The organism is Kosmotoga olearia TBF 19.5.1 (assembly GCF_000023325.1).
Taxonomy (GTDB): Bacteria; Thermotogota; Thermotogae; order Petrotogales; family Kosmotogaceae; genus Kosmotoga; species Kosmotoga olearia.
This window is the reverse complement of sequence record NC_012785.1, coordinates 358,702-375,102: the sequence shown is the minus strand read 5'-3', so window position 1 is coordinate 375,102 and position 16,401 is coordinate 358,702. Positions and strand designations below refer to the sequence as shown.

The 16,401-nt window shown below is 40.9% G+C and carries 18 protein-coding genes and 1 tRNA gene; 1 reads left to right on the top strand and 18 read right to left on the bottom strand.

Translation table 11 applies throughout. The annotated features are described in order from the left end of the window. Positions 1-86: 86 nt before the first annotated feature. The 18 genes from KOLE_RS01825 to rplU all read right to left on the bottom strand — a co-directional run bounded on the left by KOLE_RS01825 (position 87) and on the right by rplU (position 16,064). Positions 87-1,775, bottom strand: coding sequence for a GspE/PulE family protein (locus tag KOLE_RS01825; protein ID WP_012744867.1), 1,689 nt, complete (start codon positions 1,773-1,775; stop codon positions 87-89). Then, a complete protein-coding gene (gene ftsZ, locus KOLE_RS01820; protein ID WP_012744866.1) occupies positions 1,772-2,827 on the bottom strand; it encodes a cell division protein FtsZ in 1,056 nt (351 codons plus the stop codon). Before ftsZ ends, KOLE_RS01825 begins: the two co-directional genes overlap by 4 nt. Further along, a complete protein-coding gene (gene ftsA, locus KOLE_RS01815) occupies positions 2,817-4,106 on the bottom strand; it encodes a cell division protein FtsA (protein ID WP_012744865.1) in 1,290 nt (429 codons plus the stop codon). Before ftsA ends, ftsZ begins: the two co-directional genes overlap by 11 nt. Before the next feature lie 5 nt (positions 4,107-4,111). Further along, on the bottom strand, positions 4,112-4,645 hold the full coding sequence (locus KOLE_RS01810) for a DUF4894 domain-containing protein (protein WP_158302998.1): 534 nt from the start codon (positions 4,643-4,645) through the stop codon (positions 4,112-4,114). 104 nt (positions 4,646-4,749) lie between these two features. Next, on the bottom strand, positions 4,750-6,645 hold the full coding sequence (gene gyrB / locus KOLE_RS01805) for a DNA topoisomerase (ATP-hydrolyzing) subunit B (protein WP_012744863.1): 1,896 nt from the start codon (positions 6,643-6,645) through the stop codon (positions 4,750-4,752). A 14-nt stretch (positions 6,646-6,659) separates the two neighbouring features. Continuing rightward, complete coding sequence (locus tag KOLE_RS01800; protein WP_012744862.1) at positions 6,660-6,962, bottom strand: DciA family protein; 303 nt, start codon at positions 6,960-6,962, stop codon at positions 6,660-6,662. Then, positions 6,959-7,816 carry an aminotransferase class IV gene (locus tag KOLE_RS01795; RefSeq protein ID WP_012744861.1) on the bottom strand — a complete coding sequence of 286 codons (858 nt, stop codon included), beginning with the start codon at positions 7,814-7,816 and terminating at the stop codon, positions 6,959-6,961. Before KOLE_RS01795 ends, KOLE_RS01800 begins: the two co-directional genes overlap by 4 nt. Continuing rightward, positions 7,779-9,056 (bottom strand): tRNA (N(6)-L-threonylcarbamoyladenosine(37)-C(2))-methylthiotransferase MtaB, encoded by a 1,278-nt coding sequence (gene mtaB, locus KOLE_RS01790; RefSeq protein WP_012744860.1) that lies wholly within the window; start codon positions 9,054-9,056, stop codon positions 7,779-7,781. The genes KOLE_RS01795 and mtaB overlap by 38 nt, the downstream gene beginning before the upstream one ends. Next, positions 9,053-9,505 (bottom strand): CBS domain-containing protein, encoded by a 453-nt coding sequence (locus tag KOLE_RS01785; RefSeq protein WP_012744859.1) that lies wholly within the window; start codon positions 9,503-9,505, stop codon positions 9,053-9,055. Before KOLE_RS01785 ends, mtaB begins: the two co-directional genes overlap by 4 nt. Before the next feature lie 4 nt (positions 9,506-9,509). Beyond that, the gene (locus KOLE_RS01780) at positions 9,510-10,478 is read right to left on the bottom strand and encodes a 1-phosphofructokinase family hexose kinase (RefSeq protein ID WP_420170096.1); all 969 of its coding nucleotides are present in this window, start codon (positions 10,476-10,478) and stop codon (positions 9,510-9,512) included. An 18-nt stretch (positions 10,479-10,496) separates the two neighbouring features. Further along, complete coding sequence (locus KOLE_RS01775) at positions 10,497-11,255, bottom strand: ATP-binding cassette domain-containing protein (protein WP_237697533.1); 759 nt, start codon at positions 11,253-11,255, stop codon at positions 10,497-10,499. Beyond that, a complete protein-coding gene (locus KOLE_RS11555) occupies positions 11,215-11,388 on the bottom strand; it encodes a hypothetical protein (protein ID WP_012744856.1) in 174 nt (57 codons plus the stop codon). The genes KOLE_RS01775 and KOLE_RS11555 overlap by 41 nt, the downstream gene beginning before the upstream one ends. A gap of 102 nt (positions 11,389-11,490) precedes the next feature. After that, a complete protein-coding gene (rpoD, locus tag KOLE_RS01770; RefSeq protein ID WP_012744855.1) occupies positions 11,491-12,708 on the bottom strand; it encodes an RNA polymerase sigma factor RpoD in 1,218 nt (405 codons plus the stop codon). Next, a complete protein-coding gene (gene dnaG, locus KOLE_RS01765) occupies positions 12,698-14,431 on the bottom strand; it encodes a DNA primase (RefSeq protein WP_012744854.1) in 1,734 nt (577 codons plus the stop codon). Before dnaG ends, rpoD begins: the two co-directional genes overlap by 11 nt. A gap of 59 nt (positions 14,432-14,490) precedes the next feature. Further along, positions 14,491-14,895: a 30S ribosomal protein S9 gene (rpsI, locus tag KOLE_RS01760; protein WP_012744853.1), complete on the bottom strand. Its 405-nt coding sequence runs from the start codon at positions 14,893-14,895 to the stop codon at positions 14,491-14,493. A gap of 15 nt (positions 14,896-14,910) precedes the next feature. Next, the gene (rplM, locus tag KOLE_RS01755) at positions 14,911-15,435 is read right to left on the bottom strand and encodes a 50S ribosomal protein L13 (RefSeq protein WP_012744852.1); all 525 of its coding nucleotides are present in this window, start codon (positions 15,433-15,435) and stop codon (positions 14,911-14,913) included. Positions 15,436-15,481: 46 nt separating this feature from the next. Beyond that, entirely contained in the window at positions 15,482-15,733 is a 252-nt protein-coding gene (gene rpmA, locus KOLE_RS01750; protein WP_012744851.1) for a 50S ribosomal protein L27, read from the bottom strand. 16 nt (positions 15,734-15,749) lie between these two features. Then, the gene (gene rplU, locus KOLE_RS01745; protein WP_012744850.1) at positions 15,750-16,064 is read right to left on the bottom strand and encodes a 50S ribosomal protein L21; all 315 of its coding nucleotides are present in this window, start codon (positions 16,062-16,064) and stop codon (positions 15,750-15,752) included. A 205-nt stretch (positions 16,065-16,269) separates the two neighbouring features. On the opposite strand from rplU, the gene KOLE_RS01740 reads away from it, so the two are divergent. Then, positions 16,270-16,357, top strand: a tRNA-Ser gene (locus KOLE_RS01740). Positions 16,358-16,401: the final 44 nt, after the last annotated feature.

Here is a 16,401-nt window from a genome sequence, read left to right as displayed (position 1 = left end):
CGCTCATGGAGCGGTAATTTCATTCTAAAGCCAATTAAGCCGGTTATGATGTTCCTTCAAATTTATGTTTTAGTATGCTCACACGTTTACAGTTCGGTTGCGACTCTATTTACTTCTTCGACTGATGTTATGCCCTGCAGGACCTTTTCGATACCGTCCTCATAAAGGGTTCTCATCCCGGCCGCTTTTGCAGCTTCACTAAGTTCGTGTTCAGAAGCACCTCTAACCATTAAATCCCTCAGTTCGTTATTGACAATAAGAACCTCATGAATACCGGTTCTTCCTTTGTATCCAATTCCCCGGCATTCGTTACATCCAGAACCGGGTACGAATTCGTAGAATTCATTTTTATTTGGGAAAATTTTGCTTGCTATTTCCAGGATTTCTTCTCTTATCGGGATTTTTACTTTACAATTACTACAAAGTCTTCTGACCAGTCTTTGGCCAATTACCCCAATCAAAGAAGCGCTTAAAAGAAATGGGTCAACCCCCATGTTGACCAATCTTGCGACAGCTCCAGGAGCACTATTGGTATGAATCGTGGAGAAGACAAGATGACCTGTAAGCGAAGCTTCTATGGCGAGTTGCGCTGTTTCTCTATCACGGATTTCACCTACCATTATAACATCCGGGTCTTGCCTAAGAAAAGCACGCAAGTAGCGCGCAAAAGTTAAACCAATTTCAGCGTTTACCTGACACTGAGTTATACCCTCTATTGTATATTCAACAGGATCTTCCGCTGTAACAACATTCACCTTTTCAGATGTTACTTCGTTTAAGACTGCCACCAACGTCGTGGATTTACCACTACCTGTGGGTCCGGAAACCAATATTATTCCGTGGGGAGCTTCCAGAAGCTTTCTAAACCTCTTTAAATTGTAATCGCTTAATCCAAGCTCTTCGAGTTTCTTTTTTGCGTTGGAAACCCTCAAAACTCTCATGACGACTTTTTCGCCAAAGATCGTTGGCATTGTGGATACACGGAAATCGTACTGTTCTCCACCCCTTCGAATGAAGAACTTACCGTCCTGTGGAAGCCTCTTTTCTGATATATCAAGACCACACATGACTTTTATTCTTGAAACCACCGAGTTATGGGCACGTCTAGGATAGGTCAGTATCTTCCTTAAAATTCCATCTATCCTGAATCTTCCCACTGCCACCTTTTCAAAAGGTTCGAGGTGAATATCACTTGCATCACTTCTTATCGCGTTTTCGAGAAGGGCGTTTATGAACTTTCCTACAGGTGTTTCTTCACTGGTAACCTCTTCTTCTTCGACCACTTCTTCTGAAGGTTCTAAATCGAAGGTGTGTTCAATAATTTCACTTGAAGATGCTTCTTCATAACTTGCTCTATACAGTGCCTCAAAATTTGGTGGGGGAGTAAGTGCTACCTTGATTTTGTTTCCTGTAAGGAAAGAGAGTTCTCGTTCAATCTGAGGGACTTTCAAAACATCCGGAGTAACGACTTTGAGCGTGTTGGTTTCCGGGGAAAACTCAATTGGAACCACCTTAAGGCGTTCTGCCACAGAACGTGGAACAAGTTTCAATAACTCAGGCGGTACCATATTGGGAAGTTCTTCAACGAGTTCCAGGTTGTACTGTTTGGATAAAGCGGTGTAGATATCCTCCCAGGATAGCAATCCCATCCCTACGAGTATTTCACCGAGGGGTTTGCCAACCTTTTTTTGTATTGTTACGGCCTGCTGAAGAACCTCAGGAGTAATCAAGCCCCGCTCTGTTAAAAGCTCACCCAGGCGTTTGTAAACCCTCATGTACCTTCCTCTTCTTCATGGGTATCCAGACCGAATCTATAAATAGCAGGTATATCGGAAGCTTCACCAAACAGTTCGCTTTCTTCCATTTCAAGACCGGCTGCTATGAGGGTTACGTGCAGTTCATCGTCTGGCATTTCCTGATCGACAATTAAACCCAGTTTAACATCGGCATCTTCACTGCAGTTCTGTCTGACGATTGCAGCGGCGATGTTCATTTCTCTCAGGGTAATATTCTTGGCAGAGACATTGAGAATGATTCCCATAGCATTGTCAATTGGTCTTTCAAGGAGCCTGCTTTCGAGTGCGGCCTTTGCAGCCTCCTCGGCGCGCTTTTCACCTCTACCTATACCTATTCCAAGCATCGCCGTTCCGGCGTCGCGCAGCACGGATTCAACGTCTGCGAAATCAAGGTTTATATAACCACGTTTCGTGATCAATTCCGATATACCTTTAATTCCATGATGCAGGGTTTCATCGGCTTTGGCGAAAGCTTCAACAATGGAGGTGTCAGGTGGAAGTTCTTGCAACAGTTTGTTATTTGAAATTCTGATTAAAGTGTCAACAGATTTACTGAGCTTTCTTAAGCCTTCGCTGGCTACTCTCAATCTGGTGTTTCCCTCAAAGAAGAACGGAGTGGTTACAACAGCTACCGTTAAAATTCCCATCTCTTTGGCGACGGATGCAACGATTGGAGCGGCTCCAGTTCCTGTTCCACCACCCATTCCTGCCGTTATGAAAAGAAGATCTGTATCTTCAAGAACTTTTCTTACCTCTTCTATACTTTCTTCTGCAGCCCTTTCACCGATTTCCGGATTTCCACCGGCTCCCAAACCGCGTGTGAGATGGTTACCAAGCTGAATTTTAATTTCTGCTTTATTGCCTTCGAGTACCTGAACATCGGTATTTGCTGCGATAAAAGTGACCCCATGTATTCCTTCAGAGATCATTCTATTTACTGCATTACCGCCAGCACCACCAACACCAATAACCTTTATCGCAGGAAGTCTCACATCAGTTTCTTTTCCTTCGTAGCTCATCTCAAAGCTCATCCTCAACACCTCCAAAGAACAAAGACCTTATGAAATCAGCGAAGCCTCTTCTTTTTTGCTTTCCGATAGCTTCTTCTATTCCGGTTTCCACAGCGTCCTGAACGATCAGGCTACCGAGACAGCTACTGAATATGGGATCGTTCACGACGTCGTGAGCATTTTCTATTCTTGGATTAAAACTGGTTTCATAGGTTCCTACCCTTACTGGCATTTTCAAAGATTCCACTCCGGTGTCGCTCAATCCCCTTAACTTGGCACCACCGCCTGTAAAGACTACTCCACCTGGGATTCCTTCTTCGGCGAATTCTGGATAATTGGCTTTGGAATATTGAATCTCCCGTCTGATTTTATTTAAAAGTTCTTTAACACGTGCGTAGATTATAGTGGACAATTTTCTCACTGAAACATTCTTTCGTGTTCTCTCATCTAATCCGAAATATTCTACGACACTATCTCCTGATGGAGGATACATGCTTGCGTAGCCGTGTGTTACGAGTAATCGCTCAGCTTCATCAAGAGAGGTCCCGAGAACCAGAGCGATATCCCTAACGATATGCCTGACTCCAAGAGGAATACGCGACACGTAAATCGGTAGATTCTCTCTATAAATTACTAATTCAGAAAAAGCATGCCCGATAGACACACAAACAACACCGTGTTGCTTTTCGGTGTCGGTTAGGACTGCTTCAGCACCGGATATTAAGGATGGGAAGATCAGGAAATCTCCTGTACCGAGAAGTTCTTCGAAAAGTCGTTTGAAAACCTCTGTTGATTTTCCCTCGCTTGAAACGAAGACCATTTCAACTTTTAGTTGCTTTGCAAGCATATCCACCGGATTGAAGACCACTTTTTCATCGTCGATAATGTACTTTCTCACATATTTCATATGAATGTTTTTATTGTCTTTTAGCTTATCTTGAGTGATTTTTGCCATCAATTCATCAATGATTTCCTGAGTTACCACAACAGGTTTGTCGTCTGAAATCGATTCTTCAACGATTTCAGACATAACAGCATACTCACCGTCGGTAAAGCAAAGCCTGAAATCAGCCACTATGTCCTTCTTACCCAGCTGTCCGGTGAGGTCGTCTACAAGTTTCTGGATCGACTGCTTTAAAGCCACCGCATCTTTTACTTCGCCTTTATCAAGACCGACGGACTTTACACTTCCATAAGCTTCAAGTTGAAGTTGTGAAGAAGGATCTGAACTGACCACAACCCCCTTTAACGTATTGGTACCGAGGTCAATTGAAACAGTGTACTCTTTCCCCCTTGGCATCTATTTCACCTCACTCTCAATATTTTTCCGTCACTCATGAGAAGGTATTTACTCCTATCTTCCGCATTATCGATCAGATTCTGTATTATTTCCGGTTTTTCTTCTACTACTCTCCAATCAAAGACCTGAATGGTGATTCCTCGTTTGAGAAATATCTTATTTGTTTCAAAATCTATGTTTGAAAGCTCTCTTAAAATAGACCGCCTGCCGTACAACGATTTGAGCACTCTTAGTATAAGATCGCTGTTTTCATTCGCCAGTACATAACCTGCATCTTCAAAACGAAAATGAAGTCCAGATATCACAGGATTCAAAAAAACTGCTTCAACATCAGCAAAATCAAGAAGTACCAGTTCTTTTGACGCCCAGTAATAACGATCAAGAAAATAGACTATATAATCTGCTTCTGGCAGGTACACCCTACCCTCAGAAATAAACTCAGTGGTTGGTGGAACTATTATATCAGTATTCCAGCTTCTTTTAAAAACCTTTGGAAATTCCACTTCAACCGAGCGATTATCTACCACTAAAATTCTCATGTCATGAGCTCTGGTAAAGTAGATTTCCACCACAAAATTTATTAACCCAATGGTCCAAACTACCGCTAGAATTAAAAGAAGTATAAAACCTCTCGCTTCTAAGTTCATACATCAAGTTCGGTTATCATCAAAGCATGCCTTTCAATGAATTCTCTTCTTTCTTCTACCTCGCTTCCCATCAGAATAGTAAAGACTCTATCGGCTTCTTCTACATCTTCCATTTCTATCTTTATCAATTTTCTGGATTCGGGATTCATTGTAGTTTCCCAGAGTTGGTCTGGATTCATTTCTCCAAGACCTTTGTATCTCTGTATCGATACCTTCTTGCCGTCGTTATTTTTGAGAAATTCTTCCAATTCTTCATCTGAATAGAAGTAATACTTCTTTCTGTTAAGTTCAACCTTATATAGAGGTGCTTGAGCTATATAGATATGACCTGCGTTTATCAATGGAGTCATGTATCGATAGAAAAGGGTGAGAAGTAATGTTCTGATGTGTGCACCGTCAACATCGGCATCTGTCATTATTATAATCTTTCCATACCTCAGGTTTTCAAGTTTACAGTCATCTCCTATTCCGGTTCCGATAGCCACGATTATATTATTTATCTGTTCATTCTTAAGAAGCTTTTCAAAGCTCGATTTTTCTACGTTGAGAATCTTTCCTCTTAACGGCAAAATAGCTTGGAATTCCCGGTCGCGCGCCTGCTTTGCAGATCCTCCAGCAGAATCTCCTTCCACTATAAACAGTTCAGTAGTTTCGAGATCCGTTGAAGTACAGTCTGCAAGCTTTCCGGGAAGAGTTGTGTTTTCAAGCGCATTCTTTCGTCTGATCATTTCTCTCGCTTTTTTTGCAGCTACTCTGGCTTTTGCCGCGTCGAGTGCTTTGATGATTATGGCTTTGAGCTCTTTCGTATGGTAGTCAAAAACCTCTGGAAGTTTATCTCTTAAAACCTTGATAACAGCCTCGTATACTTCTTCATTTCCTAATTTAGCTTTTGTCTGGCCTTCAAATTGTGGTTCTTTGACGAACACACTCAAAACGGCCGTTAATCCTTCTCTTACATCTTCACCCTGAAGGTTTGGATCTTTGTCTTTCAACACGTTCAATTTTCTTGCATAATCATTCATCATTTTTGTCAAAACGGTCTTGAAGCCAGTTAGGTGTGTTCCACCTTCTACGGTTTTAATGTTGTTTACAAAGGTCAGGATATTTTCATCGTAAGCATTTGTGTATTGCATAGCAAGCTGGATCTTCACATCATTGTATGTTCCTTCAATATAGAAGGGCTCTTTATTTATTGCTGTCTTTTTCCTGTTGAGATATTTAACGAATTCTACAATACCGCCTTCAAAATGGAAAACCCTTTTCTCGTCGTATCGCCTATCTTCGAATTCTATGGTAACTCTGGGATTTAAAAATGCAAGTTCTTTAAAACGGGATTCGAGGATATCAAAATCGAAATCTGTAGTTGTGAACACCAGGCTATCTGGTTTAAAAGCAACCAGTGATCCTCTCTTATCCGTTTCACCTATGATCTCAACAGGAGTCGTCGGTTTTCCTCTTTCATAGCGCTGGCGGTAGATTTTTCCATCTCTATAGACCTTTACCTCCATCCATTCTGAAAGAGCATTCACCACTGAGACACCGACACCGTGTAATCCACCACTTATTTTATAGCTGTCTTTTGAGAACTTACCTCCAGCATGAAGGGTGGTCATAACAACTTCGAGAGCGCTTGTACCTGTTTCGGGATGAATGTCGACAGGGATTCCTCTACCATTGTCCCAAACTGAGACGCTTCCATCTTCAAAGATCGTTATTTTAATATAATCACAATAACCTCCAACTACTTCGTCTATACTATTATCAACAACCTCATATATTAAATGATGAAGTCCCGCTTTTCCTGTGGAACCAATATACATCCCCGGTCTCTGTCTAACCGGTTCCAACCCCTTTAAGATCTTAATACTTTGCGCATTGTAATCAGTAGACATAGATGCACCTCCAGTTACTTTGACTTTTTTGGGATAAAAATAATCTTTCTTACGAAATCTCCGTGTAGTTCTTCATGGATTCTTTTGAGAATCTCCTTTTCTCTCATACGAAGTTCATTCAACCAGACACCATCATCAGCCGAAACGAACAGCTTTCCATCGAAGAAATTCTCAATCTGTGTATGCATGGCATTGGGAGTTCCAACAATCTTCTCCCAGTTATTTTGCAGTAAAAGTACTTTCAACTTTTTAAAAAAGGGATTACTCCCGGAAAGTGATTCAAAAATTTTGTCAAGTGATTGGTGATTCCATTTCATTTTGATAGACCTTCCCAGTTGGATTCATTCGTCATTATAAATCCCTCAAAGTTGTCAAGTAGAATTCGCGTTATTCCATCAGCGAAATCTTCTATATAAACCCTGTCCTCAATCTTTCTGATAGGGACAATGCCAGCACTGGTATGAGTCAAAAAAACTTCCTGAGCGGTGAATAATTCCCAGCCTTTAACTGTTCTTTCCTCAACCGGAATTTCCATTGCCTTAGCAAGACCTATCACGTTTTCTCTTGTAATGCCAGGTAGAATGCCTGATTCGATGTTTGGAGTGATGAGTTTTTCATCTTTTATAAGGAAAACGTTGGATATAGTTCCCTCACAAAGGTCTCCTTTTTCGTTTAAAAGAAGCATATCGTAATAGACGCCCATGGCTTTGCGGGTTAAAACCTTCCATGGTGCTCCCGGGATTTTGATTATTGAAGGAACCAGTGCTGCCGATGGACGGATGAATTTCGATATCCCGACTTTTACTCCTAGTTCATAAACATCAGAAGAAACCTTTGGTAATTCTTCATAAAGGACTATTATCTCGGAGAAATTATTTGTGCTCTGTACAAGAATTACCTTAATTCTAAGTTCTTCACCGCTGCTATTGTGGTTTTTCTTCACACCTTCTAAGAGCAACTCAAGAAATTCATCGAAATTTATCGGAAGGGGTATCCCCATATAATCGGCAGATTTTTTCAACCTTTCAAAATGTTTTTTTGCAGCAAAAGGAAGACCGTTGTAGGTTCTTAGAACCTCGTATACGGAGATTCCTGTTAAAATACCAGTATTTTTGACATTTATGGTGGCTTCCTCATCGGACAGCCACTGACCTGCAAGATAATTCAACATCCGAAAAAGCCTCCAGTTCTTCTATGCCACCAATTTGTACCTTGACAAAACCATTTTCTATGCTTCCGGTAACCCTGTGAGGGATATAGAATTCGTCGTAACCGTAGCTAAAAATTCCATCGTTCTTTTCAATAAGAACAGTGCTTTCCTTGCCAACATGTTCATTAAGATAGTCTTTTGATGCTTCTAATGCGACCTTTTTCAGGACAGTAGCTCGCTCTTTTTTAATATTCCCGGAGATTTGATTGCTCATGCGGGCAGCTTTGGTGCCGGGACGTGGAGAAAATCTGAATATATGAACTTTCAAAAATCTGATACGTTTAACAAATTCGAGTGTTTCTACAAAATCCGTGTCGGTTTCACCGGGAAATCCCACTATGACATCCGTGGTAAAAGAAAAACGATTGTTCCTGGATCTGAAGAGTGCTACAATCTGTTCGACGTCGTTAGTGGTGTAATTACGATTCATCGATTTCAAAACTTTATCTGAACCGCTTTGAAGAGAAAGATGAACATGCTGAGCTATTTTTGGGTTATCGGTCATAAACGTGATTAATTCGTTTGAAACGAGCCTCGGATCGAGAGAGCTTAATCTTAATCTCCATTCTCCCTCGATCTTTACCAGTTGTTTCAATAAAGAAATCAGGGAATAACCTTCTCCAAATCCGTAAAAACCTATGTTTATCCCTGTCAACACTATTTCCTGAAACCCATGCTCAACGAGTGTTTTTAATTCTTCGGCAACAACTTCAGGGGGTTTGCTGATGATTTTGTTTCCTCTGGCCAATCTTATTCGACAGTATGAACAATTGTTCAAACATCCATCCTGTATGCCAATATATGCACGGGTTCTTCCATAAGGACCCTTTGTAACCTGAAAATAATCCTTTATGCAGGTGTTCTCAGTATTTTCTTTAAGGAATTCTTTAATTTTCAATTTATCTTTGATCCCCAGAATCAGGTCAAAACCAAGATCTTTCAGCTCTCCCGCTGAAAGTTCTGAGTAACAACCCACAATCACAAATTTGCTACCTGGATTCTTTGCTTTAAGCCTTCTATATAGCTGCCGGAGTTTCCTTTCAGCTTCTGCGGTTACCGTACAGGAATTGATAACGAAAATATCGGCGATCTCCGAGTCGAATGTAACCCTAAAATCGTTTTGCAATAACTCCGCCATCCCTTCGGTTTCATATTGATTGAGTTTGCAACCGAAGGTAAAAAAGGAAACGATTTCTTTCATTCAAGTACCCGCCCCTGAAGGGCCGAATAAATGAGATTCAAGCGGGTTATGATCCCTACGAGTTTATGGTCATCATCCACGACAGGTAGGGTTTTTAATCCTTTTTTTATAAGAAGATCGGCTGCATTTATAAGCGTATCATCCGGTTTCACAGCGATTGCTGGTGAAACCATATGTGAAGCGATGGGATCGTTTCTTATGTCTCCCAGTCTTCTCACAAACTGATGAGTATCCGGGATAAAAGAGGCACTCTGGAGTAATTCAAAATAACTTGGGAGTGACGATTTTATAACATCGCTTTCGCTAATGAATCCAACCACCCTGAATTCTTCATCAACAACCGGTAACCCCGTGCGCATTTTTCTCAAACACGTGATTATGAAATCTTCTATCGTTTCATCTTCAAAAACCGCTGATACATCATGAATCATCGCATCGCGTACCTTCATCAAATCACCTCAACCTACTTATGTCAAAAGCAGTAAGGTTAGTTTCAACATCGTCCAAAGTTATTCTTTCTTTTCCTAAATATGCTGCTTCCGTTATTGCAGCAGCCATACCGCGTTTTGCTGCATTTAGATAATCGTGTGGATGTTTCAACAGATGTTCAACCACACCGGCAACAAAACTATCTCCTGTCCCAAGCAGATGTGAACGTTCCACGTGTTCGTGGGTTTTGAAAAACCAGACGCCTTCTTCGGTGGCTATAACATCACCCTCGATTTCATAAGAAAGGATAGCCATTTTCGCCCCCGATTCAACAATTTTTTTACCTGCTTCTACATAATCGTCCAGGTCTTCTAAATCCTGCCCAAAAAGCTTCTGGTCACTTCTTAAGTCTGGTCTGGCAACAGTGAAAGCGCCTCTTTTAACGGCATATTCAAAACAGGCGCCAATGGATTCAGAGACGACGAGCTTACCAGCTTCTTTTGCTGTGTTACCTAGTAAATAGTAGAAATCTTCCGGAATACCCGGAGGAACACTTCCAGATATAACGACTGCATTTACCCTGCCTAAACTGACAAGATAACGCTTCATGAACTTGTCGATATCCCGCTTATCCACAAATGGGCCCTGGGAGTTGATTTCTGTGATGGTATCGCTGGCTGGGTCTATAATCGTTATATTTTCCCTTGTTTCTTCTTCTACATTGATGAAGTTTGTCGTAACCAGATCACTTAGGTTTCTCAATCTGCTTTCGACAACAGCTCCTATATATCCTCCAATGAATCCCATGGCTATACTTGGGATTCCAAATCCGGACAGAATGAGTGAGACGTTTATTCCCTTTCCTCCAGGTTCCATTATGGAATACTTCTGGTTCTTAACACGATGCAGGTTGTTTATTGTAAAGTTCTCAACAACAAGTTCCCTGTCTAGAGCAGGGTTTAGCGTTACTGTAAGAACACGCAAGTAACACACCTCCGAATCCGGATACCGTTAGAAACTTGAATGGCTTCCTTTCACAAATTCTTCCGTACTTCCGGCATATAAAATTTTACCACTTTTTAGATATATCAACAAATCCGCTACATCCAGAAACCTGAATACATAGCGACTTGAAAGGAGGATAGTTCTGTCACCCTTTGAATCGATCAGAAGATTTTTCACTCTGGTACATACTTCATCGTCAAGATGATCCAGAACACTATCGAGTATAATTACCCGGGGATTTCTGACGAGGGTAGAATATATAAGAAGCGCCAACCGTTGAAAAGGTTGAAAAACACCAAGGGGAACGTTAGGATCTCCAATAAGAAGGTCATCAATCTCCAGTACTTTCAGAAGATCCAGTTCCTCATCAGAAAGGTCTTCTATAACAAAATGATCACCTTTCAATAATCGCATAAACTCGTGAAGAGAAAAAAAACTTATGGCATTAAGGAAAGAGGTATCTACGTAAGCGATTTCTTTGCGAAGAAGCTTTCTTTCAATATCTAGAACAGATTTCCCGAAGAAACAAATCTCTCCTTCTCCCTGAACAACCTCGAAGATTTCTTCATTCAGGTGCAAAAAAGCCCTTAGAAGAAGGGACTTTCCTGAACCTCTGGGACCATAGATTAAAGCAACCTGTCCGCGTTTTACGTCCAGAGATATGTTTTCAAGTTTGACTTCGTTGTTTACTTTTAATGTAAAATTTTTTAAATAAAGAGCAGCCTCATCTTTGAGACTGCCCATCTTCATCAGTTCTTTTATCATTTTTTGAACCTAACCTTCTCAAAACCTCGTCGTTTGCTTGCTTGTCGCCACTTTTTGCCATTTTTATCAAATCGATCTGTGCTACGATTCGTGGGCTTGTTGAGATGTTTTTGGAGGTTTTCTTAAATACCATCTTATCACGTCCCCTTTATTCTCAACTCGATTATATCTGATCCTTTTTTCTAATCAATGATACGCAAATTAAGGGGACGTTGCTTATAGAATTCAAAACGCGCTACTCTGATTTTGAGCTATTTAGCATTCCAAGCAGTGCTTTGAGCTGTTTGCTTCTTGACGGATGTCTAAGTTTTCTCAAAGCTTTAACCTCAATCTGTCTAATTCTTTCTCTGGTAACATTAAAGAATTGTCCAACCTCTTCTAAAGTTTTTGTTTTTCCATCGAGAAGACCATATCTCATTTTCAAGACCATGGCTTCCCTCGGGCTCAAAGTATCTAAAACTTCGTCGATTTGCTCACGCAGGAGCATTTTTATTGCTGCTTCTTCGGGTTTTTCGATGGATTCATCATGAACGAAATCTCCCATGGTGGATTCTTCGTCACCGCTGATAGGTGACTCGAGCGAAACGGTTTCTTTTGAAGCAGCAAGGATTTCTTCTATTTTTTCCGGGGTTTTTCCTGTTAATTTACCCAATTCTTCAACCGTTGGATATTCTCCGTGTTCCTGAAGATGTTCACGGATCACCTTGTTCACCTTGTTGATGGTTTCAACCATGTGTACGGGAACTCGTATAGTTCTTGCCTGGTCAGCAATAGCACGGGTTATTGCCTGCCTGATCCACCAGGTAGCGTAGGTGCTGAACTTGTATCCTTTCTTCCAATCGAATTTTTCAACAGCTTTTATGAGACCTATATTTCCTTCCTGTATAAGGTCAAGGAAAGATAAGCCTCTACCTATATATCTTTTGGCGATAGAAACAACGAGACGCAAATTAGCTGTTATAAGTTCTTCTCTCGCTTTTTTATCACCCTTTTGTGCTCTCCTTGCCAATTCTCTTTCTTTACTTGGTGTTAACAGAGGGATCTTGCCAATTTCTTTCAGATACATCTTTATAGGATCTTTTAGAGATATGTTGTCATACATCTCTGGAGCACTTTCGAGAAGTGTTTCTATATCTTCGGCCGGATTTTCCTGTCCGCTTTCTTCCTGATCCTCGGTGGGTTCTTTCTCCAGTATTCGAACCTTGTTCTTTTCTAATTCCTCGTAGATTACTTCAACCAATGAAGAATCAAATCCCTCATAATCCGGGGGAAAGGCATTGTCTATATCTTCATAGGTTATATAACCCTTCTTTTTTCCCAATTTAACGAGTTTTTTGATTCGTGATTGAACCTCTTTGTCTGAAAGCATGACTACTTCAGTTGTTTTCTTTTGTGAAGAGTTTTTTTCTTTTGGTTCCTCCACCATTTTTGCCTTATTCTTTTTATCTGCCATCAGCTTCACCACCCTTCAAGGTTCTTTTTAGTAACCTTGTGAGTTCCATGCGACGAATCATCAGTGATTCTTTCATAGCTGGGTCGATTACTTTTCTAAGTTTTCTATCTATTTCCTCAATTTGTTCGCGAATTATTTTTTTATCAACATGCGTCTCGATATCTTTTAACATTTTACGTGCCATCGAAATATCGGTAGAATATTCAACCGCTTCCATAAGAGAAGGTCCTATTTTTTCGTCTATTTCATCAATAATCTCGTTGAAGTCCTGTTTCTTCTTTATAAATTTCACCAGATACCTGAAAGCTTCTGACGTTTCTAAAAAATCAACTACTCTTGCGACCTCGCTTCGTAATTCTGGATGCCCAAAATAAATGCTTAGCAAGTCTTTTTCTATTTGTTTGAGTTTAAAAGTACTACGTTCCCTTAAAATCTTTTGTGGTTTCTCCCTTCCTTTTGCCACGGCTATTATTTCCTTGATGAGGAGATTTGTTTTTTCAGAAATGGCTTTGACTGTGAGTTGGAAACCCGCATTATCCGCTCTTTGGAGGTACCTGGATAATGTGGGAATCAGGAATTCCAGAAGTTTTTGTTTTCCCTGGGGGGTAGTAATATCTACCTTTAGCGCGAGATAATCCACTCGAAATACTGCGCCGGGTATCGCGTTCTTGAGTGTATCCACAAGGGCTTTTGGTCCCTCGTTTTTAAAGAGTTCTCCGGCATCTTTTGTGCCGGTTATTTTTGCTACCGCGGTTGAAAACCCCTCGCTTTCAGCTAGATCGAGTGAACGGAGAGTTGCATTTTTTCCAGCACTATCAGAGTCCATTAAAAAAAGAAGATTGTTTGTATAGGTTTTTAGTAATTTTAAGTGCTGGCGGGTTAAATTTGTTCCAAGAACCCCTACGTTGTTTTCAATTCCGGCTTCATAAAGCGCCATCGAATCAAAGTAACCTTCTGTTATGACAACATAATCAAGTTCTTTTACACTCTTTTTTGCTCGGTGTAAATTGAACAACACTCGACCTTTAACAAAATACCGCGTTTCAGGTGAATTTATGTACTTACTTCCAGTTTCTCCAGGTATTATTCTTCCGCCAAAACCAATAACTTTTCCATTCTCATTGTGTATTGGTATTATAATTCTTTTGCTGAATCTGTCGAAGTAATCACTATTTTTCTTAACCAGAACGCCTGCTTTTAAAAGTTCTTCCAATTTTACCCCGAAATTTGACACCAGTTTCTTCAAAAAAGTTCGATTTCCTGGTGAAAAACCTATACGAAATTCACGTAATGTTTCTTCTGAGAAACCCCTTTCTTTTAAAAGGTACTCAAGGACATCCGGATGTTTTCCCGATAAAAGTTCCTTATGATAGGCTTCAGCCAGAATATTTAGGGATTGTGTATATTTGTCGTATTCCGTTCTGACGGAATATTTTTTTGGTAACTCAATGCCTGCGATTTCAGCTAGCTTTTCCACTGCCTCGGAAAAGGGCAGATTTTCTATTTTTTCATAGAAAGTTATCACGTCTCCAGAAACACCACATCCAAAGCAATGGAAAAATTGCTTGCCGGGACTAACATAAAAAGATGGATCGCTGTCGCTATGAAAAGGGCATAGTCCTCTGTAATAACTTCCAGACTTCTGGAGGTTAACATAACGACCAACAAGCTCCACAATATCAATGGAGCTTTTGATTCTGTCAATTATCTCCTTATCGAACACTCAACCACCACCAAGAGAAGATGGGCCGACGAGGCCCATCATTGAAACCAAAAAGAAGCTTAACGTTTGGAGAACTGAGGAGCTCTTCTAGCTTTTTTGAGTCCGTACTTTTTCCTTTCTACAATACGTGCATCTCTTGTAAGGAGTCCGTTCTGCTTTAGAAGAGGTTTCAAATCTTCGTTGAACTGTAAAAGGGCTCTTGCAATACCCAATCTAATGGCGCCGGCCTGTCCGGATAATCCGCCACCTGACACTCTGATAAATATATCGAAGCGTCCAAGAGTATCTGTTAAGACTGCAGGTTTAAGAGCATGTCTAACCCATGCGTCGTTATGCAGATATTCCTTTAAATCTTTAAGTTCTTTTCCATTGACTATGAATTTACCTTCACCTGGTCTGAGTCTAACGCGAGCGACAGAGGTCTTTCTTCTTCCAGTACCGATATATTCAACTATTTCTGCCATACTTCAGTAACCCCCTCACTTAACCAATTCGATGGTTTCAGGTTTCTGAGCTTCATGAATATGTTCGGGCCCTGTGAAGATCTTAAGCTTTTTAAGCATCTTTGCACCAAGCCTTGTTTTCGGAAGCATTCGTTTCACAGCAAGCTTGATCACGCGTTCAGGATGCTTCTGAAGCATCTCTCTGGCTGTTCTTTCTTTTAGTCCTCCCGGATAACCGGAATACCTGTAATAAATCTTCTGATCAAGCTTTTTGCCTGTTAACTTGACTTTGGAAGCGTTGATAATTATAACAAAGTCCCCTGTATCAACATGGGGCGTGTAGGTAGGTTTATGTTTCCCCATCAAAATCTTTGCGACCTGTGATGCGAGTCTTCCGAGAGGAACATCTGTGGCGTCCACAAGATACCATTTTCTTTCGAGTTTGCTTCCATCTGGAGCAACAACAAATTTTTCAACTCTTTCTATTTCACCTTTACGTTTTGTATTTACCTTAAAATGCCTTACTCCAACTTTGCAAATAGGTGTTTTTTGAATCTTCATCATTCTTCCTCCCTTCAGAATAACCCTTCAAAACCAAAGCCTCAGGTTATTCAGCGTAAACACTGACATACTTTCTGTTATTGCGAGTCTCAAAATGTACCTTACCATCTATCAAAGCATAAAGCGTGAAATCTCTTCCCATACCAACATTTTGACCAGGGTGGATCTTCGTTCCTCTTTGTCTGATTATTATTGTCCCTGCTCTAACGAAGGCGTTTTCTCCACGCTTGACTCCAAGATATTTTGGATTACTGTCTCTTCCGTTTCTTCCAGCTCCGCTACTTCTTTTGTGGGCCATTCAGATCACCTCCACCTCAATACTCGATCTTCTCGATCAGGACTTCTGAGAACCACTGTTTGTGCCCTTTGACACGATGGTAGTTCTTTCTTGGTCTGAACTTCACGACTCTGATCTTTTTACCTCTACCGTGCCTGACGACCTTACCAACTATCTTAACGTTTTCGAGGTAGGGCTTGCCCACTTTCACACCACTGTCGTCCTTCAAAAGAAGAACCCTGTCAAATACAACCTGATCGCCTTCAGCGAAATCCTTGAGTTTTTCCGTAAACAATGTGATCCCTTCTTCGACTTTGTACTGCTTCCCGGATGCTTCGATGATAGCGTACATCAGTTACACCTCCTCTTGCAACAAATATTTGCTGAGCTGGGTACCGTTTAGGGTTTGAGACCCATCTCAAGCAAAAGTAGTCACCGTTTCGTTATTTTATCATATTTCCATACGGCTGTTGCGCAGAATAGTAAATTTTTTATGAACCTCAACATCAATTGTTCGATTGACAGTTCTGAATGGCATGATATAATTTTTCTGGATTGGAGGCGTATCCTAAGTGGCTAAGGAGCCGGTCTCGAAAACCGGTGGGGCTTTGCCCCGTGTGGGTTCGAGTCCCACCGCCTCCGCCAGTAATTTGGGGCGGTCAGGCCGCCCCAAATTTTTGGGAGGTTTC

Bases quoted from the DNA above. Each gene is read 5' to 3' on its own strand.
- ftsZ (WP_012744866.1), bottom strand. From the start codon at position 2,827: ATGAGCTTTGAGATGAGCTACGAAGGAAAAGAAACTGATGTGAGACTT.
- rpmA (WP_012744851.1), bottom strand. From the start codon at position 15,733: ATGGCCCACAAAAGAAGTAGCGGAGCTGGAAGAAACGGAAGAGACAGT.
- KOLE_RS01785 (WP_012744859.1), bottom strand. From the start codon at position 9,505: ATGAAGGTACGCGATGCGATGATTCATGATGTATCAGCGGTTTTTGAA.
- rpoD (WP_012744855.1), bottom strand. From the start codon at position 12,708: ATGGCAGATAAAAAGAATAAGGCAAAAATGGTGGAGGAACCAAAAGAA.
- rplU (WP_012744850.1), bottom strand. From the start codon at position 16,064: ATGTACGCTATCATCGAAGCATCCGGGAAGCAGTACAAAGTCGAAGAA.
- KOLE_RS01800 (WP_012744862.1), bottom strand. From the start codon at position 6,962: ATGAAATGGAATCACCAATCACTTGACAAAATTTTTGAATCACTTTCC.
- mtaB (WP_012744860.1), bottom strand. From the start codon at position 9,056: ATGAAAGAAATCGTTTCCTTTTTTACCTTCGGTTGCAAACTCAATCAA.
- gyrB (WP_012744863.1), bottom strand. From the start codon at position 6,645: ATGTCTACTGATTACAATGCGCAAAGTATTAAGATCTTAAAGGGGTTG.
- KOLE_RS01795 (WP_012744861.1), bottom strand. From the start codon at position 7,816: ATGTTGAATTATCTTGCAGGTCAGTGGCTGTCCGATGAGGAAGCCACC.
- KOLE_RS11555 (WP_012744856.1), bottom strand. From the start codon at position 11,388: ATGGTATTTAAGAAAACCTCCAAAAACATCTCAACAAGCCCACGAATC.
- rplM (WP_012744852.1), bottom strand. From the start codon at position 15,435: ATGAAGATTCAAAAAACACCTATTTGCAAAGTTGGAGTAAGGCATTTT.
- KOLE_RS01775 (WP_237697533.1), bottom strand. From the start codon at position 11,255: ATGATAAAAGAACTGATGAAGATGGGCAGTCTCAAAGATGAGGCTGCT.
- KOLE_RS01825 (WP_012744867.1), bottom strand. From the start codon at position 1,775: ATGAGGGTTTACAAACGCCTGGGTGAGCTTTTAACAGAGCGGGGCTTG.
- ftsA (WP_012744865.1), bottom strand. From the start codon at position 4,106: ATGCCAAGGGGGAAAGAGTACACTGTTTCAATTGACCTCGGTACCAAT.
- KOLE_RS01810 (WP_158302998.1), bottom strand. From the start codon at position 4,645: ATGAGAATTTTAGTGGTAGATAATCGCTCGGTTGAAGTGGAATTTCCA.
- rpsI (WP_012744853.1), bottom strand. From the start codon at position 14,895: ATGGCAGAAATAGTTGAATATATCGGTACTGGAAGAAGAAAGACCTCT.